Origin of the sequence: Photorhabdus hindustanensis (assembly GCF_002968995.1) — a bacterium.
Classification (GTDB): domain Bacteria; phylum Pseudomonadota; class Gammaproteobacteria; order Enterobacterales; family Enterobacteriaceae; genus Photorhabdus; species Photorhabdus akhurstii.
This window is the reverse complement of the sequence record NZ_PUWT01000082.1, coordinates 1-24,859: the sequence shown is the minus strand read 5'-3', so window position 1 is coordinate 24,859 and position 24,859 is coordinate 1. Positions and strand designations below refer to the sequence as shown.

The 24,859-nt window shown below is 37.1% G+C and carries 14 protein-coding genes and 2 pseudogenes; 14 read left to right on the top strand and 2 right to left on the bottom strand.

Annotated elements, in window-relative coordinates:
- The 13 genes and pseudogenes from C6H66_RS22760 (at position 1) to C6H66_RS22705 (ending at position 22,877) form a co-directional block, all read left to right on the top strand.
- Positions 1-423: a GPW/gp25 family protein gene (locus C6H66_RS22760; protein ID WP_046396521.1), complete on the top strand. Its 423-nt coding sequence runs from the start codon at positions 1-3 to the stop codon at positions 421-423.
- Positions 420-836 (top strand): hypothetical protein, encoded by a 417-nt coding sequence (locus C6H66_RS22755; protein WP_046396520.1) that lies wholly within the window; start codon positions 420-422, stop codon positions 834-836. Before C6H66_RS22760 ends, C6H66_RS22755 begins: the two co-directional genes overlap by 4 nt.
- An 85-nt stretch (positions 837-921) precedes the next feature.
- On the top strand, positions 922-4,971 hold the full coding sequence (locus C6H66_RS22750) for a hypothetical protein (protein ID WP_105396808.1): 4,050 nt from the start codon (positions 922-924) through the stop codon (positions 4,969-4,971).
- Between the two features lie 29 nt (positions 4,972-5,000).
- Complete coding sequence (locus C6H66_RS22745) at positions 5,001-8,033, top strand: hypothetical protein (protein ID WP_105396807.1); 3,033 nt, start codon at positions 5,001-5,003, stop codon at positions 8,031-8,033.
- A 162-nt stretch (positions 8,034-8,195) separates the two neighbouring features.
- Positions 8,196-9,626, top strand: a complete 1,431-nt coding sequence (locus C6H66_RS22740; RefSeq protein ID WP_105396806.1) for a contractile injection system tape measure protein — start codon at positions 8,196-8,198, stop codon at positions 9,624-9,626.
- Positions 9,627-9,635: 9 nt separating this feature from the next.
- Positions 9,636-11,718 (top strand): annotated as a pseudogene (locus tag C6H66_RS22735) (ATP-binding protein).
- A 24-nt stretch (positions 11,719-11,742) separates the two neighbouring features.
- Complete coding sequence (locus C6H66_RS22730) at positions 11,743-12,351, top strand: Pvc16 family protein (protein ID WP_339418306.1); 609 nt, start codon at positions 11,743-11,745, stop codon at positions 12,349-12,351.
- Positions 12,352-12,382: 31 nt separating this feature from the next.
- Entirely contained in the window at positions 12,383-12,655 is a 273-nt protein-coding gene (locus C6H66_RS27520; RefSeq protein WP_339418304.1) for a hypothetical protein, read from the top strand.
- Positions 12,656-12,828: 173 nt separating this feature from the next.
- Positions 12,829-14,463, top strand: coding sequence for a membrane-targeted effector domain-containing toxin (locus tag C6H66_RS22725; protein WP_105396805.1), 1,635 nt, complete (start codon positions 12,829-12,831; stop codon positions 14,461-14,463).
- A gap of 230 nt (positions 14,464-14,693) precedes the next feature.
- Positions 14,694-15,620, top strand: a complete 927-nt coding sequence (locus C6H66_RS22720; protein ID WP_248000787.1) for a YopT-type cysteine protease domain-containing protein — start codon at positions 14,694-14,696, stop codon at positions 15,618-15,620.
- A gap of 196 nt (positions 15,621-15,816) precedes the next feature.
- Entirely contained in the window at positions 15,817-16,041 is a 225-nt protein-coding gene (locus C6H66_RS22715) for a hypothetical protein (RefSeq protein ID WP_046396513.1), read from the top strand.
- 374 nt (positions 16,042-16,415) lie between these two features.
- Complete coding sequence (locus C6H66_RS22710; RefSeq protein WP_105396803.1) at positions 16,416-17,465, top strand: carbon-nitrogen hydrolase family protein; 1,050 nt, start codon at positions 16,416-16,418, stop codon at positions 17,463-17,465.
- Between the two features lie 501 nt (positions 17,466-17,966).
- Positions 17,967-22,877, top strand: a complete 4,911-nt coding sequence (locus C6H66_RS22705; protein ID WP_105396802.1) for a putative adhesin — start codon at positions 17,967-17,969, stop codon at positions 22,875-22,877.
- Positions 22,878-23,340: 463 nt separating this feature from the next.
- Here the strand turns inward: C6H66_RS22705 and C6H66_RS22695 are convergent, their stop codons facing one another.
- Positions 23,341-23,769, bottom strand: a complete 429-nt coding sequence (locus C6H66_RS22695) for a LysE/ArgO family amino acid transporter (protein ID WP_052739475.1) — start codon at positions 23,767-23,769, stop codon at positions 23,341-23,343.
- 362 nt (positions 23,770-24,131) lie between these two features.
- On the opposite strand from C6H66_RS22695, the gene C6H66_RS22690 reads away from it, so the two are divergent.
- Positions 24,132-24,680, top strand: a complete 549-nt coding sequence (locus tag C6H66_RS22690; protein WP_181150274.1) for a hypothetical protein — start codon at positions 24,132-24,134, stop codon at positions 24,678-24,680.
- Between the two features lie 4 nt (positions 24,681-24,684).
- Here the strand turns inward: C6H66_RS22690 and C6H66_RS22685 are convergent.
- Positions 24,685-24,859: pseudogene (locus tag C6H66_RS22685) on the bottom strand (ISAs1 family transposase); the annotation flags it as partial.

The following is a 24,859-nucleotide window of genomic DNA, read 5'->3' as shown; positions in this document are numbered from 1 at the left end:
ATGACAAACCCAATATTAGCCGATATTTATGGTCGCGGCTGGAAATTTCCACCACAGTTTTCTCTTGAGACTGGCGTAGCAATGGCCGAAGGCGCCGAAAATGTTCGCCAAAGTATAAAAATCCTTTTTCTAACTGAACCCGGTGAACGGATTATGCGTGAAGATTATGGCTGCGGTCTGAATGATTATATGTTTGAAAATATCAGTGATGAATTGTTATCGGAGATTCAAACCCGCATTGAAGAGCGAGTCTTACGCTATGAACCTCGTGCTGAAATCACCGATATTCAGGTAACTCAGAAAACAGATTCATCGAATACCTTACATATTCAAGTGACCTATGCCCTAAGAGGCAGTGAAATTAGTCAACAGCTTGAAGGTATTCTTGAAGTCAACGAAGGTCGGGCAAAGGTAAGCCTATGAGTAAGCAATTGATCATCGATGGAGATAGTCTGTTATTCGAACCCTTATTCGGCAACCGGCAAGTCACCATTTTGGGACCGGCAACTATCAGAGGCAGCGGGCACGCCCAAATTCAAGGTAAAAAGATCGCCATTGTGGGTGATGAAAAAAAGGTACAGCTCCAGGCGCAATATATTACCCCCAGCCACCCAACACTCGGCATGGGTATAGTCACCATTGCCCAATTGGATACCAGCCAGCAAGTCAACTTTTGCCGCAGCCCTGCCACGATAATTATTGTCGGGCAACAATTTACGGCCCGTTTTACCCCGACACAACCGGCGATTAATCCGTCTGGCGTACCGGATATAACAACCCCCAGTATGGGAAAAGGCCGTTTTATTGCCGGTCAATATATCGTTAATGTCGGATAAATAACGCTTCAAAATTCATTATTAAATAACGATATTATTCTGTAAAAACATATCAAAAATATATTCAAATAACAGGTGGTATAATATGGGACTCACCGAATTAAAGAATAAACTCGCCGCTATCGTACCAGAGACAGAATTTAAACTTGATGAAAGAAGTACGCTGGATATTTTAAACTGGCTACAAGAATATTCTAAGAAAATACCTTTCGGTCAAGAGAAAGAAAAATTCTGGGATAGCTTCTATTTTATTCAGAAAAATAATCCTGAGAAATTAGCAGATATTTACCAAAAAGTTAATAAAGCAGATGGACATTTACCGGCACATCAAGCTTTTGTGTTGGCTTTTTTAAAACTCTTAGAAACAACCAAAGTTTTATTTAATACCTTCCCGGTACGACATCGTGATCTTTATTATCGGGAATTATTAGGATTGAAACCGAGAAATGCACAAGCGGATAGCGTTGCTTTAGGCATTACCTTAAATACAGATAAGGCAGAATATCTTATCCCTAAAGGAACCCTGTTTGATGCCGGGCAGGATAGCGCTGGAAACCCATTACAATATGCGTCAGATACTGATCTACTGGCGAACCAAGGAAAATTAACCGACCTGCGTTGGTATCGGAAAGATAACGATGGCTGGAAATCGGCAATACTACTAAACCACTCAGATAATATTAAATTGCCTGAAAACGGTATTAAGCTTTTTAGCCTAACCCCCAACGATGCTCCAATCTTATCTGGTTATCTGATTACCTCTTCTTTATTTGCTATGTCGAAAGGAGTGCGTAATATTGAGGTAACTCTAGCAAATGAGTGGATGGGTAATCCTAACAACATTACTGCTCAGATCAGTTCTGGAAAACATTGGCTTTCACTGCTAGTAAAAAAAGCAGAGACCAATCTTAAACTCATCTTAAGCTTATCAGCTAACGATGAACCCATCAGCCCCCCTGATTCCTTAGATAATATGGAGTTTAATGTCCCCGTATTAAAACTAGGCACCACTCAAGGAGCTATGTTACCCAAGATTATGGGTATTGAAATTAGCACTAACGGCAACAGTAATGTACGTTATTCCTCTGATAGAGGTGTTGAAAACGTAGGTACGACTAGTTTTCCCTTTGGGCAATCACCGTCACTAAATTCCGGTTTTAATCTGATTGCTCCTGAATGGTACGGCTTTGAAAACGCAACACTCACGATTACTCCTCAATGGGTGGGATTGCCCGAAGAGAATTTTAGAACGTGGTATAAAGCATATAACTCTCAACCCGATAATAGTGCATTTAAAGTACAGGGATATTTAGTCACTCCTCAGGGAAAAAACAAACTAAAAGAGACTAAGACTCAAAAAGAAATTAAGACTCAACCATTATTTGATGGAACGGATAAACCACAAGGAAAAAGCCTGAGTTTTCCTTTACCAGTAATGAATTGTCTTATTGCAGACAGTCAATCTCCAAATGACTGGCCAGCTTTTATTCGTATAGAATTAGCTGAACAGGATTTTATGCATTCTCAGTACAATGAAACGCCTCTAAATAAAGCATTACCCTATACTCCTCAAGTCAGTTCATTGAAAATTGAATTCAGAGCAGAAATCAAAACTGGGCAATATTCTGTTTATCCTCTCACCCCTTTTGGCTGGGACAAAGCAAACGCAGAAACGCCATCATTAATCAGCGACACATTTTATTTAGGCTTTACCGATGTATTACCTGGACAAACTTTATCCCTGTACTGGCAATTAGAAGGTATTAAAAAACTACCTTTATCCTGGTCTTATCTAAACCAAGAAAATACCTGGAGTGCATTGGATAATTTGGTACACGACCAAACCCGCAATCTATTTGATCGAGGAACTTGGCGTACCTTATTACCACAGGATGCTTCAAACCAAGCATCCCAAATGCCGAAGGGGCAATACTGGGTGAAGGCACAAATTTTACAGACGAATCAAGCAATACTGACTGACCTGTATTGGCATCGGAAAGATAACGATGGCTGGAAATCTGCAACACCTCTTCGCCTTTCAAATAACATGAAATTACCAACAAATGGTATTCAGATTTTTAGTCCAACATCTAATGATATCCCGATTCTATCCGGCTACCTAATTACTTGGCCTTTATTCACATTCCTAAAAAAAGGGCTCAACATTACATTAATTTTGGGAAGTAAATGGGAAGGTAATTCTGAGAATATAGCTGCTAAAATAAGTTCAGGAAATCACTGGTTAACACTGTCAGTCGAATATCTCAGTGACATTAATAGTATTAAGTTGCAATTACCAAACGATGATAACAATGATCCTATCAGCCCCCCTAATGCTCTGGATAATATGACGTTCGATACGCCATTATTAAAGCTGACAACTACTCAGGATTTCACTTTACCCTGGATTTATAAGATATGTATTAACAGTAACATCGTGCTCTCTGCTTCCGGCAATTCAAAAGCAGAAATCTCTCGTTTCCCTTTTGGCCAATCGCCATCACTGGACTCCAGTTTTAGTCCGAAGGTAGTTCTCCCCGAATGGATTAACTCTGAATATGCATCAAACACAACATTCACTATTACTCCTCAATGGGTCAATTTACCTACAGAGAACTTTTCATCGTGGTATAAAGGATATGCTAATAAACCTACCAATAACAATGTATTTAAAGTGGAAGGCTATCTTGTCACTCCATATAGAGGAGAGAAAAAACTTGATGAAACTCTGTCATTATTTGATGGCGAAAATGCACCACAAGGAAAAAGCCTGACTTTTACTTTACCTGACAAGTATTATTTCTATTCAAACAACCATGAGACAATTAGTATAAAAATAAAACTCGCTGAGCAAGACTTTATGCACGCTCAATACCAGCAAAGTCCTACAGGTAAAAAACAACCCTACACCCCACAACTCAGTGAATTACAGGTGGAATTCAGTGCGACAGCTTTCCGTCGACAATTCTCCATTTATCCTCTCACGCCTTTTGGCAAGGGCGAAGCCGGAAAAGATATAACACCATTAACTCACGATACATTCTATTTAGGTTTTACCGATATATCACCAGGGCAAACTTTTTCTCTATATTGGCAGCTAAAGGGCCTGAAAAATCTATCTTTGTCTTGGTTTTATCTGAGTCAAAGAAATACCTGGGAATTATTAAATAGATCAACTTACAACCAAACATATAATCTATTTGAATCAGAAGATCAAAGTATCCTATTACCTCAGGATGCTTCAAACCAAACCTCTCAAATGCCATCAGGGAAATACTGGCTGAAAGCACAAATAGAACAGGAGAAAAAGCAGATAAAGATAGTCCCTCCAGATTACCCAAGAATTAAAGGATTGTTATATAACGCCACAACAACCACGTTAATCAACACAGTAACAGTAGAACAAGATCACTTAATCAACAGATTAGCCGTTAACAGCATTAAACAGCCAGTGAACTCATTTATTGCAATCAGTGAAGTGGCTCAACCTTGGGCATCTTGGAATGGTCGTCCGAAAGAAGACGAGCAAACCTTTTTGAAACGGGTTCCCGCCCGGCTGTCCCATCGTAATCGAGCATTAAATTGGGGCGATATTGTCACCTTACTAAAAGAGCGTTTTGTCAGTATATTTGATGTCAAATACCCTTCTACCAATGAATTAACCAAAATACCAGCACCAGAAAAGCGCCAATTAATCGTCATCCCTGATAATCGTTACAAAGATAATGATGATTCACTCCGTCCAGAATTGAACCAAGCTCGATTAACTGAAATGGTCGAATGGTTAGATCAATTAAGTAGCCCCTGGACAACCATTGAAATTAATAATCCCACATACGTTGATGTCCCGATTAGCTATGAATTGGTATTTGCTTCAGGAGTTAATCCCGATTATGGCAGTCATCAATTACAACAAGAATTGCGCCGGAAATATATGCCGTGGGGAGAAAATATTGCTATTGGCGTAACACCAGGTAATCGCATTGACTATTACCAGTTATTAGCCACGATTCAACAATCACCTTATGTTGAACGGGTCACTAACTTGACTTTACAAAAAGACAGTCTATCCACAGATGCTGTAGGTAAAAGTATAGAAGCCGACGATGATGAAGTATTGATTTTAGTCTGGTAATAATCCCCCCTAAACGAAGGAGTTAACAAATGAATAATCGAGATAGACTATTTCCCATTATTAAAGACGATATTGCCTTTGATACCTTACTTACTCAGGCAAAAACCGTTATTGAGCAACAATCCGGCCAATGTTGGAACGATATGGGGGAAAATGATCCAGGCATCACCTTATTAGAAGCTTGTTGTTATGGTGCATCTGATTTAGCTTACCGCCATTCATTACCACTGAAAGATCTTCTTACTCCTAAACAAGAAAAACGGACGCCAGGCGATGGTATTTTCCCTAAAGAGTTTGGCCCTCAACAAATATTGACCTGTGGCCCTATCACCGAAGAAGATTATCGTCGGGCTTTATTAGATTTGCATAGCAACGACAAAATCGATGGTTATTTTTTCTTTAATGACGTGCAACTTATTCGTGAACCTAAAAATCAACGCTATACATACTGGTATAACAAACAAGAACGGCAATACAGTTTTATTAAAAAGCAAGATGGTAGTTCATCACAGTTAAAGTTAACACTCAGAGGAAATTATTGGCTTTATTTACTCCCTAGTCGAGAAACCGAAAAAATTCAAGATAATAGAATTCAAGCTCAGAAAAAGTTGGATGATTTTCTGAGGGACAATCGCAATTTAGGAGAATCAATCAGTAAAATTATTTGGCTGGAACCCATCGATCTACCATTGAAAATTGATATTCAACTTGATGACGACGTTAAAGATATCACTGATATATTCGCTAAAGTTTATAAAACGGCGGAACAAATGGTAGTTGAAAAACCACGACGTTATACCACCCAAGCTATGAGAGAAATGGGTTACAGTAGTGAAGAAATTTTTAATGGTCCATATTTACGTCATGGTTGGATTCCCCAATTACCTTCAAACGAAGATTACACCAAACCTAAAGAACTAAATCTAAGTCCCTTAGTTAACCAACTACTGAGAATCAAAGGAATCAAAAAAGTTACCCAATTCACGTTAGATAAGCATAATGAAAGAATTTCTAAACTACCAAACGATAATTGGTCCTGGACAATCGTTCAAGGGTACTATCCCAGACTATGGGGCAACGATCCCTTACAATCGATTACCTCATCAAATAGCCCACTCACCATTACAGCCAAAGGTGGCGTTAAAATTGTTGTTTCCAAACAAGATGTAGAGGAAAAGCTCATTGCAGAGCCACTGATTGAGACACAACCTGAATTACTGGATTGGGGTAAATATCGTAAGGTTCTGGATTACTATCCGGTAAACAATAAATTACCTCCTTGCTATGGATTACAAATTAATACCCAACAGCAAGTACAATTACATCAGTTTATGTTGCCTTTTGAACAAACTTTGGCTAATCACTGCGCGGATCTCGCCTTGTTACCAAAACTATTGGCTTTTAAACAACGAGGGAATACTGTACGTGGTACTCAATGGCCTTTTAAAGAAAATACTGTAGCTCAAAATATTCATCAAAATATAAAATCTCATTTAATTAATCAAATGAATAATGAAGCCAAAATCAATAATAATGATAAAAACTATACTAAAGAATTGGTGATGTTAGACTATCTATTGCAATATTTTGGAGCGCAATGTGCAACCCCTCTTCTATCACAAGACTCAAACTCTCAGGAAGATTTTCTATCTACTCAGCGCGAATATCTTTCTCAACAACCTAGTTTAGCCTATCAACGCAATAATATTCGTATTGATAAAGTATCAGCGCTGCAAAAACGCATTGCCGCCCGGCTAGGTCTGGGAGGGGAATGCTTCAAAGAAACACCAGAACTGGATAAACTCCCTTTTTATTTAATTGAACATCGTCAACTCTTACCAATAAAACCTAATGAAAAATTTAATAATGACCAAACACCTGATAATCTAGAAATTAAAAATGATCAAGTCATGATTACACAAATTGATACAGCAGGCCATTTAATGCAAGGTCAAGTTATTAATCTGGAATTTAGAGAAGACTACAATGTATTCAAATTTCTGAACCTAATGATCACTGAAGTGACAGGAGATACATTCACTATTAACACCAATAACAATAATGATCTAAAAAACAATCTGGACAAATTACAAAACGCATTTAAGCAGCTTAATAGCCTGCACTGGCGCAATAGTTCCGTGTGGATAGAAGATATGGATTATCAACTCGTTTATGGCAGTGAAGAGAATCAAGAAGAAACCGAAAATAAACGATGGATTACCCTTAATGACCAAAACCCCTTCCCTGCCATGATCGAAAAGAATGATGAAATCACAATAAGAACCAAGTCCGATTATGAACTTACAACCCAAATTGTGCAACTTGATAGTGCTAATAACCGGATATTACTTAGAAAAGATGTAAATTCAAAAAACGAATTTCCATCAAGAGAATATATATCACACCACTGCTTGTCCTACACAAAATATGATTACGGATACGGAGAGGAAAGCACATATAAATTGATTTCTATCGATACAACCTCAAATGAAAATGAACGCTGGATTACCATCAGAAAACAATCCGATGAATCTCCTTACGATAGTTTTCCTTTTGATATGTTCCAAGCGGATGATGAAATAATACTAAAATTTGACCCGGATTATGAGCTTAAAACACAGGTAAAAGAATTTGATCGTATAGAAAAACGAATATTAGTTGAAAAAAACATAGATCAAATAAATAATTTTCCATCGGAAAGCAACGCATCGCACTCTTATTGGTACTTCTCCGGAGAAAGATATATCCAATCTGACCAATTTTCATTTGTAGTCAGCATAGTACTGAATCGAGAACGCATTAAGAGCGGTACTACTGATTTTTACAAATTAGAATCTTGGGTGAAAACTGAAATTTTAGCTGAACTGCCCGCTCATATCTCACTCGTTATTCATTGGCTATCATCGGAAGAATTCGAAAAATTTGCCAGCACTTATAAACTTTGGCAAAATAATGGCGCTCCTTTAGGTGATCACGCATATAGAATTCTAGAAACATTAACACTAGGAAAGAAACCTTCTGCTTCAGTAGAAGAATACAGTGAAGAAATAATGATTTCATAAGGATTATTTTATGATATCTAATATTACAAAAATATCTATGAATCCAAATATTCACAAGTTATTTTAGTGTATTAATATCCTGTGGAAATTATTATTACGATTCTATGAAATATTTTACTCTTAGCTTTCTCTATATCTGTTATTTGCAAAGAGAATATTAATATGGTTTCAGAGATAAATCTGTTAAATAGGATAATCATTACTATTGAAGCTAATAATGCACAGGTAGCTAAAAAAGTCTTACATGGCTCCCTACTTAATCAATCCAGTATAAATAAATTAATAAATTCCTATTTTAACCAATATATTATTAATCAAAATATCTATTTTGAGGTACTCACTCTGAATCTTGGCGAAATAAGATTAGATGATTTTAATTCACTGTTTTTTATTCTACTTAATGATAAATTTAATCAAGTATTAAACCAATATCAGGTAAATAATCATACTGATATTGATAAATTTATTCATTACTTACAGCAACAAAATTCCATATCAAACCCAATAGCAGGAGCGAAGAATAGTGAAATTACTGATGTAAACATTAAACAATTAATCAACCAATTACCCCAGATACAAAATAATTGGACGTTATTATTAGCAAAAAGCTGTTTATCTGAGCATAGTCTGCAAAACATCCTGGCTATCAGAGAACCTGCTTTATTAACTGCCATTAATCGAAAATTATCGGAGAACACAATCACACCGCAACATCAGGAGGAACCAGTTTCCTCCTGGCAATTAATACTGAATGCTCTGAAATATATACAACAACATAATACACAAGAAATACCTGAACCCGACGCGAAAATTATCTCACGTATCACGGCTGAATTTAATAATGGAGCGATTAATATAGCATCTATTATCGCGTTATTTCGCCAGACTGCAACCTATAATTTTCCATTAAATAATTGGTTGAAACAACTCTGGCAAAAAGCACCTGTTTCCCAATATTGTAAAAAATATCTATCGGTTGAAGAATACCAATATCTGTCAGAATATTTTATTCCCAAACACGGGGATAAAAATAAATCTGGTAAAAAATCATCCGTGGATTCTGAACCAGTTTTATCACCTGAACATTCTCCTCCGCGTCAGATAAATAATGCTGGAATATTAGTTTTATGGCCGATATTACCTGCTCTATTCAATCAACTTGGTCTACTTGAAAAGCAGAAGTTTATCCATCGTCAAGCCCAATTCAACGCGGTTGATCTCCTTGATTATCTCATTTGGGGAACCGAAAAAGCACCGATAGAACGTAAAGGGTTAAACTCTATTTTATGTGGGCTAATGACTGACGAAAATATCGAATCAATATCCATTGAACCAGAGAAGCAGTTAATAATAGATCAATGGTTGGACACAGTTATCAGCCAACTTCCTGCCTGGAAAAAATTAAGTCACAATGATGTTCGCCAATTGTTTTTACAACGACCGGGTGAATTACAAATAGATGAACAAGAAATCAATATCACGGTACAACATCAACCGTTTGATGCACTATTATCTGACTGGCCCTGGCCATTAAATATCGCCAAACTACCCTGGCTGGTTCGTCCTTTATTAATCAACTGGCAAACTATTTAAAAGGTTTATATGAACTTCCCTCTGACAAATAACCACTGTATGGCAGCAGAATTGCATTGGATTTATCCTCATCTGGAGCGTATTGATCTATTATTACAACGCTACTATTACCAAAAGGGAAATTGGTACGATTCCTTACCGGAGAGTTTTTTACTGACCGAAGATGAAATAGAGCAACGTTTGGTAAAACCATTAGGCGTACCTCATTGGTTAAAACAGAGTGATATTATTGATCATAAGGAAATAGAGAATGAATCTATCACCGGTACATTATCATTGTTGATTGAGCGTTTTGAACTGACTGAATTTGAACGCGATATCTTGCTATTAGGTTTATTACCCCATTTTGACAACCGTTATCATGCACTATTTGCTTTTCTGCACGGTAACAGTAAAAAACAGTGGCCCAGTTTTGCTTTAGCAATTGAATTATTTAGCCAACGCCAAAGTGATTGGCAATTACTGAAAAATAGCTTTCTGCCTCAAACACCATTAATCAATCATCATCTGTTACAACTGAATAATGACGAGGACCCCATTTGGCTGCAAACGCAATTTCTAACACACAGTTCCGTCTGGCATTTTTTATCCAGCCAACGGGTTATTTTACCTCCCCTGATAACCTGTGCTTATTGGTATTCTTCCGTCTCACAGACTTGGTATCCACAAACCCTTTATCATTCACTTAAAAAGATATTGTTAAATGAGATAGATGAAGTACGCCCACTGGTGATCCTCAAAGGAAAACAAGACAGCGCCCAAGAATTAGCGGTCAGTAACATTATGGCACTTCATGACATCAGTACCTTAATTCTCGATTTAGCCCATCTACCGGACGAAGAGAATATCAATACTAAACCTGACCTGTTAACAGACGTAATACGGGAAGCCCGGCTACACGATGCCTGCTTATTAATCCGTAATTTTTCTTTACTTGCAGGAGAAAAAAAAAATATATCAAAGCGAATTATCCACCCTGCTAAATCAACCCCAATTACGTGTAGTTTGTCTGGTAGAACCGGGAGATTCATTCGTATGGATTCAACACCTGCCAATGGTACAAATTGAGATGCCTATAGCAACGCCGGCAGAGAAAAAATCAATGCTAAGAGAAAATCTGCCGGATAATGCCGATCAAGGAATTAATCTTACTCAGTTATGTCAGCGTTTTTCATTTACTCCCGAAACGTTACCTTTAATTATTAAAGAAGCCGTTCAATATCAAATAATCCGGCAACCAGAAGACCAATTGAAGGAGACCGATTTGCGTAAGGCATTAAATTTCCGCGCCCAACAAAATTTCGGTAAATTAGCCCAACGAATAACACCCAGACGCAATTTTAATGATTTGGTGATTTCAGAGGGATTAACTCAACAACTGAAAGAAATCATTGCCGCTATTAATTACCGAAACCAAATATTAAACGCGGGTTTTCAGGAGAAAATAGGTTATGGTACCGGTATTAGCGCCCTATTTTATGGTGAATCAGGGACCGGAAAAACGATGGCCGCAGAAGTGATTGCCGGGTATCTGGGTGTTGATTTGATTAAGGTGGATCTCTCTACTGTGGTGAACAAATACATCGGTGAAACGGAAAAAAATATCTCTCGAATCTTCGATCTGGCCGAAGCCGATTCCGGCGTGCTATTTTTCGATGAAGCCGATGCCTTATTTGGCAAACGCAGTGAAACCAAAGATTCTCAAGACAGACATGCTAATATTGAAGTTTCTTACCTATTACAGCGATTAGAAAATTATCCGGGATTGGTAATTTTAGCCACTAATAATCGTAGTCATTTAGATAGCGCTTTTAACCGCCGCTTTACCTTTATTACCCATTTTACTTATCCCGATGAAATATTACGTAAACAAATGTGGCAGGCAATTTGGCCTAAACAACTACATTTATCAGACGAACTTAATTTTGACCATTTGTCTAAACAAACAGATCTGACGGGTGCAAATATCCGAAATATTGCTTTATTAGCATCACTATTATCAGCAAATGATAATAGTGAAAAAATTGAGAACAAACATATAGAACGGGCAGTTATCCTTGAATTAAATAAAACTGGCCGATTGTTTTTTTAAATATTTAATAAAATTGGAGTCGACATGACAAATATAATTGATCCTAATAATGCGATTATTGAAGTTAATGCTGCATTGCATGAAATCTTATCCCAACATCTAAAAACCTCTAACCAAATAATCGATATTCGTTTTGATCTACTGGAAATTAATTCAATTCCTGCTAAACCTACCGTTAGTGTGTTTCTTTATGATATACATGAAGACCTACAATTACGTTCTGCGGAACCAAGGAGTTATAATCCCAACACCAGCTCATTATTACCTGGATGGATAAATATTAATTACAACTATTTAATTACTTACTGGCATTCAAGCCAACCATCAAGTGATGGTTCTAACCCCGATAGTCAACCCAATAATCAATCTGCACGCATCATGACAGCTATTTTAAATGCATTGGTTAACAATCGACAATTACCCAAAATTCCTGGCACATATACCAGAGTCATTCCACCACAAGAAAATCTAAATAGCCTGGGTAATTTTTGGCAAGCGCTCGGAAATCTCCCTCGCCTTTCTTTATTATATTCAATTACTGCACCAGTGAAACTTATGAATAATAAAGATAATATGAAACCTATTAGCCAAATCTCCACTTCTGTGGAGCAAAAACCAAATCTGGATAATTAACAAATCATTCAGGCTTTATTTGATAATTTATGTGTCGATATTAGGTGGCACAGAAGATGTTCACTACGCTCTTGCAAAAGTGAATATGACAACCAAACCCGCTAAGGAAAATAATGAAAACCAGAATAATCAAAACGTCATTCTTGAAATTTCTGGTATTACTCGTTTGGATTATTTACCCAGAATAAAAGATATTCTTTCCACATGGAAGAATAGTCATAGTGCCGTTGTTAGGATAAATGATCTTGGTATTACTATTTCAGAAGATAAATCTGACGAATTAATAGGAGTTAAACATCTCTAATTTATATTTATATAAAATCCCATTAAAATAACAATTAAAAAATTTTCATAAAACAACTTTACTTATATATTAAAATGTACTTAACTTTATTTTAGGAAAATAAAATGACAATAGTCAATCCATATAGTATTTATTTCCAACATACCTCTTACTGAAAATTAACAGGTGATAATATGGTATATGAGTACGATAAAACCATCGAGAGAAAAAGAAAACCGTCGATACAATTAGACAATAATAAAGAGCAATCATCTGAACAGGCACTAGAATTGTCTCAAAGCCATCAGAATAACCCATTACTCCACGACCTCATCACCAGCAATAATCTACGTAAAGAAGCTGCGGTCTTTGCCAAACGGGTTGGTCCCTCTTATCAAGGAATTCTGAATGGACTTGAGCGTCTCCATAATTTGAGTGGAAATGAACAATTGACCGCAGGTTTCGAATTGCATCGGCGCATTACCCGTTACCTAGAAGAACATCCTGATTCTAAACGTAATACTGCTTTGAGAAAAGTACAGACGCAGTTGGGAGATTTGATGTTCACCGGTACTTTGCAGGAAATAAGCAACTCGTTGTTGGAAATGGCGGAAACTCGCCCTGCAATGGCATCACAGATCTACCAGATTGCCCGTAATGAGAGCAAAGGCAATACACCTGGACTAACTGATCTAATGGTACGCTGGGTAAAAGAAGATCCCTATCTTGCTGCCAAAACCGGCTATCAAGGAAAAACTCCCAACGATCTGCCTTTTGAACCTAAATTCCACGTGGCGCTAGGCGCTCAGTTTGATGACTTTAAAAAGTGGTTGGACACCGCCCAGAGTAAAGGGTTACTGACTCATACCCGGCTTGATGAACAGAATAAGCAGGCCCATCTCGGCTACAGCTATAATGAATTGCTAGATATGACTGGAGTTGAAAGCGTGCAGATGGCGGTCTATTTTCTCAAGGAAGCAGCCAAACAAGCCGAACCGGGTTCTACTAAATCGCAAGAGGCAATTTTACTCAACCGATTTGCTAATCCTGCCTACCTGGCTCAACTGGAACAAAGCAGATTGGCACAAATAGAAGCAATATATCACAGCTCTCATAACACTGATGTGGCTGCTTGGGATAAGCAATTTGCCTCAGATGCGCTGACGCAATTTAATCATCAACTGAATAACGACGTGAATCTGAACAGCCAGTTGTCTCTTTTACTTAAAGATCGTCAAGGGCTACTGATCGGTGAAAGTCATGGCTCAGATCTGAACGGATTACGTTTTGTCGAAGAGCAAATGGATATATTAAAAGCGCATGGCGTGACGGTTATTGGCCTAGAGCACTTACGTTCAGATTTAGCTCAACCGTTGATAGATAAATTCCTGGCAAGTGGGAATGAACCGATGTCTGCTGAACTGGCCGCAATGCTTAAGACCAAACATTTATCTGCGAATTTGTTTGAACAAGCCAGAAACAAGCAGATGAAAATCATTGCACTAGATAACAACAGCACAACTCGCCCTACCGTGGAGGGAACACAACATGGCCTGATGTATCGTGCCGGTGCGGCTAATAACGTAGCGGTTAAGCGTTTACAACAATTGCCTGCGGGAGAGAAGTTCGTTGCCATTTATGGTAATGCTCATCTGCAATCTCATGAAGGTATTGATCACTTTTTACCAGGCATTACTCATCGTCTTGGTTTGCCGGCTCTCAAGGTAGATGAAAATAATCGTTTTACAGCTCAGGCCGACAATATCAACCAACGCAAACGTTATGATGATGTAGTTGAAGTACCCCGTATTCAATTAACATCTTATTAAGCCTTAAAAGATACATCTTTGAAAAATCAGAGCTAATACTCAACAATTGGGAAATTAAAATTAATTTTCCAATTATAATTTAAAGACATAAACATTTATTCCAATGACTCCAAATATAATAAAACAGGATTTTAATAATTATAGATTCAAATTATTAGCAGAAGATTAACTTAGAGGTAATATATATGGAACACGAATACAGTGAAAAAGAAAAACCTCAAAAATGCCCAATGCAACTAAGGGATTCTATCGGACATGATAAGGAGGATATAAATACCACAGCTCCATTGGAACTTAATTCTCAATACACTAACAAAAAAAGACCTGGGTTACAGGAACGTTTCTCGGCCACTTTACAACGCAATCTGCCAGGCCATTCTATGCTCGATCGTGAACTAACCACCGATGGCAAGAAAAACCAAGAAAGTCGATTCTCCCCTAGCATGATAATGGACAGGTTCATGCATTTCGGGGTCAGAACCAGATTAGGTAAAGTCCGAAATTCGGCGAGTAAACACGGTGGTCAAGTCACCTTCAAATTTGCCCAAACCAAAGGTACTTTCCTAGACCAAATCATGAAACACAAAGACACCTCAGGCGGTGTCTGTGAGTCTATATCCGCTCATTGGATAAGCGCACATGCCAAGGGTGAAAGCATCTTTGACCAACTCTATGTCGGGGGCCAAAAGGGAAAATTTCATATCGACTCACTGGTTTCCATTAAACAGTTACAGATGGACGGTTATCTGGATGATGAACAAAGTACCATGACAGAGTACTGGCTTGGTACTCAAGGCATTCAACCAAGCATGCAAAAAAACGACGTGGACGAACACTCATCCAAGGTAGTCGGTCAAACCGGTAACAAAGGTACAACAGACCTATTACGCGCCATTCTGGATACGGGTGATAAAGGCTCAGGCTACAAGAAAATTAGTTTTCTCGGAAAAATGGCTGGACATACTGTAGCGGCCTATGTGGATGATCAGAAAGGTGTCATTTTCTTTGATCCCAACTTCGGCGAATTCAGCTTCCCAAACATAACTTCGTTTTCTCACTGGTTCACTGACGATTTCTGGCCAAAATCTTGGTACAACCTGGAAATTGGTCTGGGGAAACAATTTGAAGTCTTCAATTACGAGCCTAAAGAGCCATAATCCGCGACGCTCACTTAACTTGTTCTCCAGATTACTCTTTCATCTCTTTTTTTAGAACAGCCATCAAATCAAGGAGCATAGATAAAATGACATCTACCTTCGACCCGGCCGTATATACCGGTACGCCTACACTCAATATATTGGCGTTCTCTCCTCCTCTGGCTCACACGATTTAACTGATTTACTCAATATCCTTATGCCACCGGCAAATGAGCAGGACCGAACGGAGAAACAACGTCGGGCCGCAGGCGCCAGAAAAGCGCTGGAAAATGCCGATTCATTTACTCTATCAGCACGGTATTTGTACTATACCGCACAAGATCCAGATTTCTTATTGTCCCTTCGCAAAGAATACAAAGATTTCAATAGCAAAAAAATTGATCGACTGATTATCAAGCCCCCTGAATGGACCAAAAGGTAGCAGAAAGAATAAACATCCATTAATCAAGCATAAAAATAGTATTTTATAAAAAAAATCTCTGGCAAATATTGTCAGGGATTTTTTTAATTTCAATGATCAAAAAATAACATTACAGCCCCAAATTAGTTTGATTTATGACCGACATCATATGAATGATTCTAGATCGATATATTGGTTTTTACATACCAATAAGTTTTTTCTATAAAAAAATAGCAATTATTGCATACAAAAATAACACAATATAAAACAATGGTATTTTTTAATAAAAAAATGTGGACACAGTTATATATTCTAAAATAAAGCGTAAATTTTATACCATTGGACTTAAAATCCACATTATGATGGATACCCCTACACCAAAGAGATAACTAACCATGTCAACAAATACAACATATCGTGTTGCCGCCGTTCAGGCGGCCCCCGTTTTCCTCGATCTTGAAGCCACCGTCGCAAAAACTATCACGTTAATTGAATTAGCAGCTAATAATGGTGCTAAGTTGATTGCTTTCCCTGAAACTTGGATTCCGGGCTATCCGTGGTTTATCTGGCTGGATTCCCCTCTCTGGGGCATGCAATTCGTCAAACAATATCACAACAATTCATTAATTATCGGTAGTCATCAATACCAACGTATTGAACAGGCCGCCGCCGATAATAATATTATGGTGGTGCTTGGTTTCAGTGAGAAAGATAAAGGCACTCTTTATATGTCCCAATCCATCATTGATCAGACCGGCAAGACATTATTAGCAAGGAGAAAATTAAAACCTACTCATGTAGAGAGAACGCTGTTTGGTGAAAGTGATGGCAGTGGCCTGAGCGTTGTCGAAACGCCTCTTGGTAAAGTTGGCGCCCTAAACTGCTGGGAACATATCCAACCTCTATCAAAATACGCGATGTTTGCCCAAGATGAACAAGTCCATATCGCTGCCTGGCCCAGTTTTTCTGTCTATAAAGGGCATGTTCATGGCCTGTCCGGTGAAATGAATACGGCAGTAAGCAGCGTATATGCATTAGAAGGTCAATGTTTCTTCATTGGCGCTTGCGCTCTGGTTTCGCAAGAAATGATCGATATGATGTGCCAAACTGAAAAACATAAATCTCTGCTTGAAATAGGCGGAGGTTATGCCTGTATATACGGCCCCGACGGCAAGCAACTTGCCAAGCCATTACCCGAAAATGAAGAAGGGTTACTGTATGCAGATATCGATCTGAGTGCGATTACCTTAGCAAAAGCGGTCGCAGATCCTGCCGGACACTATTCACGGCCTGATGTCACCTGTCTTCTTTTAGATAAAACCCGGCGTCAACCGGTTATCATGAAACAAGACTATTGCTGTGATAGCGAAGTCTGTATTGAAAAAGAGAGCATCTGTGAGCCATTAGAGAAATCGTCTACAGCGATTAATATCGATGCTAAATAATAACGGATAAAATCAGTTTATTTTAAATTTTGCAGCCGTGATTAAACGCCGTTATTCCCCAATTACACGGCTGCATTCCAATCAATAAAAAACGTTTAATTAGCATCATCCCCTCACAGTAATAACATTTCTCTTTCCATTTCTTCACAAATATGTACTATTCATACTGTTTACTATTCACCACAGAGTAACTTTAATAAACATCCCATATTAGCTACAGAAGCCTTTCAACCCACCTATCAATGGATACATTGGTTTATATTTAACCACATTATAAAAAACTATAAATAAATATTTATATATAGTTATACTAATTAATAATTTTATGATGTTATTAATTGATATTTGATATTAACCAATATCAACTATAATCACCCTGCCTTACGATTGTGACTTTAAAATCACAAAATAATATTTTTATATGGACAATCATCTCCGTAAATCAGATGAATACGGTAGCTATATAGATAAATAATAAATTTAATCAACTTGGAGGATTATATGACAAATTCCGAATACGATATCGAAAATAAAAAAGAGAGCTATCATTCAATAGAAACAGAATATACCGTAGTCAATGGAAAATATTGGGAATATAAGCGAGATAATAATAAAAATGAAGATAAGCCATTTATTTTCCTGCTGAAAGGCAATCAAGACTATCCAACTTTGATAACCTCTGATATTAAAGAAATGGCTCTATATACCATAGAAAATTTACTTTCTTATAATAAATACTCAGCTAAATTACAACAGACTTTAAAACAAGCTGTGAACGCCGTTTTCAATGAATATTCTGAGATAAAATATTCTGATTTACTGAATAACATTAATAATATATTTAATCTCTTCTTTATAAAAAATTATAATAGCGCTGATATTGATACAGCAATTAATATCTTAATATCAAAAATAGAAATTCATGAAAAAATAAGAAAAACAAGTAAGGATAAAGCCTATTTAGAACAAAATAAAGTTGATATATGGCAGGAACTAGGTATTAATGCCGAAGAACCTTTACTGAAAATATATCGTCAGGCATTCTCTACCGTAGATATCGATGATGAGCTATATTCAGATGCATTGCTAACTTTTATGTCAGATGGAAATTTAACATTAAATGACAAAGAAAAATCAGATTATAACCAACGAATCAAAGATAAAGAGGATCTTTTCAAATCCTACAAAAAAGGCATTGAAAAGGTAAATAGTTTAATTTCCGCTAATAATATTCATCCAGGCATTCCGATTATTCACTCAGAAACAAACCAAAGTATTAGTATTGGAGATGACATACTATTATCTCTACTAGCCAAAGAAGAGATAGCATTAAAAAAACAATATCGTACCGAGTATAACCAAAAAGATATTCTTAAACTGCAAACTCTACAAGCTGCTAAGTATCATCTATTAGTCTTATCTTCATTAGGCACCCTCTTATATCAGATTGCCCCTAAAGTTGGAAAAATGATTCGAGGTCATGGTGATTATCGCGATATCATTTTTGCTCAAGATCAGGCTGAATTATTATTTAAAAAATATAATATTCACTATGATACTGATCATATTCTTTCTCAAGAATCAAAACATATTGAAATGGAAGGCTGTATTATTTTAACAGCAGCAATCATTTATCGAATGAGAAAAGAAAATGCTAATGTTGAGCAAGCATTTAAGTATTCTACATTAGAAACAATAAAATTATTTGAAAATGACAAGAAAAAATTTAATCCTTTCAATAAAAGTAACGAAAAACCAGCAGGATACTTTTCTTTTATCGATTTCAAAAAGAGAGATAAATTTGATTCACAATATAACTTTAATGAACAATTTAATGTTTATAAAAACAAATATAGTCATTATGAATCCATTTTACTCAGTAAGTTAATACTTTCATCTCCGGCTGCGCAATTAACTGTTGAAGAAATTATTAACCCACCAGAAGAAGCCTTTCTCTATTCAGTCGAACAGGGTATGGGAAATGTTGCCATGATAAAAATGTATCAGGGTAATTGGTTAGTTGTCTCAACAATACAAGGCGGAGTGAAAGCAAAAAAATATACCCAACAGCAGGTTGACAGCCAGCCCACTTTACGTGCTATGTCTAGACCCAATGCTTTATTTTTAATTGAGCAAAAGATGATGATAGGCATTGGAATATTTATGGAAAATCAAATAGTCACTACAGGGAAAAGGCTGTTTCCGATTGGCTATCAGCGGGCCAAAACCTTGAGTGGCTTCTCAGAAACAAGCAGATATAAATATTCTTACGACGCATTCTGGAATGATTATTACGGTATAACTTCAGGAATGAATGTGGGGATTAGCTTCACAGATTCACCTAAATTTAATTTTTATAAAGAAGAGAACTTACTTTCTGTTACTACGAATATAGTACAGCAAGGTCTAAATGACATCGCAATAAAAAGTAAACAAGCGCTGGATATTACCTCTGGTTGGCACATAGCGGCAACTATCCTTATTCCTTTCTATAATGTTATCTACAAAGCAACAACCGATAGTGAATATAAATTAACTGGAGAAGATATTGGCTCAATTGTCTTTGATACAGCAAATGTGCTATTAGTTGTTGCTACTCTAGGTATGTCATTGACTGAATCAATGGCTGCAAAAGTCACACAAACCACATTGCGCCTCAGACAAGCCGGTCTGACCGGACGAGCTTTAATTACAGCAGTTATCAGGACATTGCCTGAGCATGGCATCACAACTTTACGCCAATCTTCTCGCATTCTGCTCGGCGGATTAATTGATTTAATCGAACCTTTACCGATCAGATCGACACTCACCTTAACTTACCGAGGAGTTGTCAGCGCAGTAGGTGCGATAAAAAATAGTATTAAACTTGAGAAAAGTTTCGCTGATATTTTTAGCAAAAGTACCATAGGGCTTGGCAAACTTAAAAATGAATGGAAAGTCAGCAATATTTCACTTGATAGAATGGTACCTCATGCAAATGAAGGAATATATAAAGGGATTTATTCAATACGCCCTGCTAGTGTGGAAACAACAATTAAACAGAACTACTATATAAAGGAATCTGGCGCTAATTATCAAGTCAAATGGGATGAAGCAAACCACACTTGGCGCGTAGCCAACCCGGCTTATCCCGAACAATTTAGTTACTGGCCTGCGGTGAAATTAGATAAAAATGGACATTGGGTTACTCATACCGATGTATCTAATAAATTTCTTATCCTGGAGCAAAGTAAAAAAATAGATCAGGAGCTTGAGGCAGCACGCAGTAATATTAATAATGATAAAATATTGGATGCATTTATTCATATCAATACCGCATTCAAAAATTATGAAAAATATGATATCGATAAACTATCAAACATTACTGATACATTAACCCATTTCCTGGAAAAATCCCTCAAACTTGGAGATAAAGAAGCCCTATTCAACACAGAGATAGTGAATATCCAACAAGCCTGGATACGTGAAGTCACTTTACCATTACAAAACAATCCATTACCAAAAAACCTCAGTATTTCAGCTGAAAAAATTAATGCTATCAAAACCGAGCTGCCTTATTTATTAAGGGAAATCTATCCCATTGAAAATCAATTACCTAATGCATCAGCAATCAATAAAATCGCCCTTGCTATTGAAGAAATACCTGGCACACCGATGCCGAAATATTCTTCTGGTAATATCAAAAAAACAATACAATACACATCCGTAGAGAGTAACCGTGTAGATATTCCTCCTGTGGGGATCACAATAACAGGTAATGATCTATTTATTAATCGAGTCACTCACGTACTCGATGAAATAAGTGAAATCCCTTCCGGAAATATTGTTATTCAGGAACTTGAAAAACAGGGCTTAAATATCGAACCACCGATGATGGATGCCATTGTACGAGAAAAAGATGGTCAATTTTATGCCCGTAATAGCGCCAATAACAGTATTGCCTTTGATCCAGATAATCATCTGATTGGCACAGAAGAAAAACTGACCGAAGAGCCTTGGCGTTCCCGTGAACCGGCTATCGCTTTATATCATGAGATGCTACATATTTATTATAATCGTTACCCAACATGGTTTACTTCTATCGATAATAAAATGATTGATCAAAAAGTCAGTGGCGGTTTTTCTTTGCTAGAAGAATCACGTATTGTGGGGACAAAATATTACGCCAACGATAAAAATACGTTATTTGATTTCAGTAATCCCGACTATTTATTGGAAAACAATTCAGCCTTATTGACTGAAAATAGATTCAGAGCAGAATATGCCATATTTAAAGGTGAAAATGAGTATATTATCCAACCTTATTATGGTAAAGGCGATAGCCAAATCCCATTGAAAAATATCAAAATAAATATCAATGAATCACACCGCAATGTTATGGGGGTGGGCAGTGAAAAACCTGAGAAAATGCCCGGTGAATCAGCTACTGATTACCGTAATAGAGTGAGGGAATGGAGAAAAGCTAATAAAAAACCGGAGGACGGCATTGGATTAGATGATATTAGAAAAACAAAAGCACAATTCAGAATTGGGCTTTTACAAAAAGAATATCCTCAATTTGAACCACAAAAAATTGAGCTTGGTGGTGCATTCGAATTATGGACAGTACCTAATGAACCTGCGAATAGATTAATGCTGAGTTCACATGGCTATTTTTTCTCTGATAGTGCAACGACGCAAGTTCCGGCGGGAAAAACGATTCAATTTCTTGGTCCTCACGGTCAAACATTATTGGAAGCACCGGAAAATCCATTAAACTCCCCTTTTGATGTCACATTAGGCAACAGCGGTTTTACGATACAACCTTATGCAACGGTAGAATCAGGCAATAAAGCAAGTTCGGCCAGTGTAAAAATAGGTGATAAAACGTTTACCGTGAACGACATTCAGAATATGGCTACCAAAGATATTGAAAATTATCTGCTAGCCACCGGAGTAGAAGCCAATACAACCAATCATGGCAGGGTAAGAAATTACGGTATCAAATATTATGAGAAAATGCCTGATGAGGAAGTGAAGGCGGCAATATGGAAAAATAGAGCAGACAGTTCGAATATCAATAAATATGACGCACTATTAGTCAGCCCGGAAGCGGGAAATCGTAAAAAATTGTCCGATATTTTTACGCTGCTAAGAACCGACGAAAGGATGGCAAAATATGATGAAATTACCTTTGTCGCCTGTCGTGAAGAATTGAATAGAATCAACATGAAATCAGTACATGATACCGGCCTTGGCGGTGGTTATGAACCTAAATTTCAACCGACGGTAGTTCTTTCACGTTCAAAACGATCGGCGACACTTATGCCTGATGGAGCAATTATTTATTCCATTATTGCAGTAAATCTGCATTATAATCTCATAACAGAAAAAATCGTCGGTATAACTCCTTTCCTGTTTATCGATAATTAAAAGGTCTTTTTGTATTACTTGAAACACTAAATTGAGGCGAGAAATGTTTTCTCGCCTTATTTATTTTAAACTGTACTAATTCTGCCTACGATTTTGACATCTTATTTAGCCTACTACGTAGATCTGCGGGGGCAATATAATAAGTTGTTCGTCTTATTTTTATAGGAAAAAATATATTCATTGCCTCAAGCTCTCTAAGTAATTTTCTAGCTGTATTTTCACTAACATCAGTTTGCGTGATTTTCCAGTAACACGCCATATGTTACGTTCAAGTGATTATAAACTTAGCACTTAATCACATTTCAATTTAGTTTGGTTTGAGAAATCTGAACTTTTGTCAACTCAACCACCGAAAGTACGCTGTAACAACCAACAAGCCGTAATGAACAGGATAACAGCAACAACACATTCCATAATGCAACGCTGCCAGGGTTTCGATATGCAGGCCGAAAACCAACGTGAGCTATAAGCCAGACCGTAGAACCATATGGCCGAGGCCGCAAGCGCCAGCCACGAATAAAATCCGATGATTGGCAGGATAAGGCGCTGCTGTTGATCCCAAGATGACAACAGTTTCCAGCAGAGCTAAAGGATTTAGGAACGAAAGACCAAGCCCACGTTTCACCATGTCGAAGGGACGGGTATTTTGTTGCTCGCCAAGGGAAACAATCTCCCCACCCTCATTCATAGCCCGGCTCCCCGCCTGAAACGTCAGAAATAGCAGGAACATTACCGTGAGTAACGTCAAAGCCACCGTAATTCCCCGGTTTAACGCAATGATACTTCCAATACCCAACGCACCTGTGATAATCAGGATTACATCGCAAATCACAAAAACTGAAGCGAGCAAACCAACCCGGTCATTCAACAAGCCAACCCGGAGAATTTCCATGATAAGGAATGTTATTGCACTATTAACACCATTACAATCATTAATTAAATTTATGTTTTATGAGAATGTTCAGATATAGACCTTAGAATGAGTCTTCTTTATTTCCTGACTAAAATTCCTTTATCTACGTTTATGCTCTGCTCTGACTGAAATATCAGGGATGCTATCAGTCGGGATTATAATCATTCTACCTATGCACCATATTGAATATTCTATAATTAATATTCTTATAAAGTTTAATATAAAAATCATAACTGAATTAAATTCCCAAGGAGTCAAATCATAAGCCTTGCTTATAAGCCAAATATCAATATAATGAGAAAATAAGAATGTATTTTACAACCAAAAATAAGGTAACTAAAATGACAATATCATTGGAAAATAATATAGATATACAAGACAGTAATATTAAATTACACCTTTTGACTTTAGAAGCGTTAGATATGATTAAAAAGAAAAATTTTAATCAGTCAGATTCTTTGTCTCCACAAGGTGTTGTATCCAGTGTATTAAGTATTTTATTAAAACTGACGTACAAAAAACTGACAGAACCTAAAGAAGTCGATGTCATTGGAATTATTCAAGATACATTAATTAAATATACCAGTGAATGGTTAGAAGCAGAGTATCAAGCCGTAAGAAAAGATGCGGAAAGTTTACAAGATGCCATCTCATCTTATCAAAAGAATCCCACAGATGAAGCAAGACAATTAATTGTAGTTCGTAATGAAATCGCGATAGCGGATATGCGTCGCTTGTGTATTCTCAGTATTAATACAGCGAAGAAAAACAGTATTCCTCTCTTATCCAGCATTTGTGCCCTTTCCTGTTTATTATACTTTTTTACATTAAGAGATACCTTGGTTAATGGATCAGAATGGGGTTATTCACTTTACAGGGCAACCGCATGAATGCTTAAATATTATTCAGATTAGAAAATCCTGCTTGTACGACTTGTTCCAGAAATTGCGTTTTCATCCAGGCTCGCATTCGTTTCTTTCTTATACTTAATTTGCTGCCTTCTGTTTTCAGCATATTCAAGGCAATTCGCCTCAATATCGCGATATTTTCCGCCGCATTTTCTCGATAA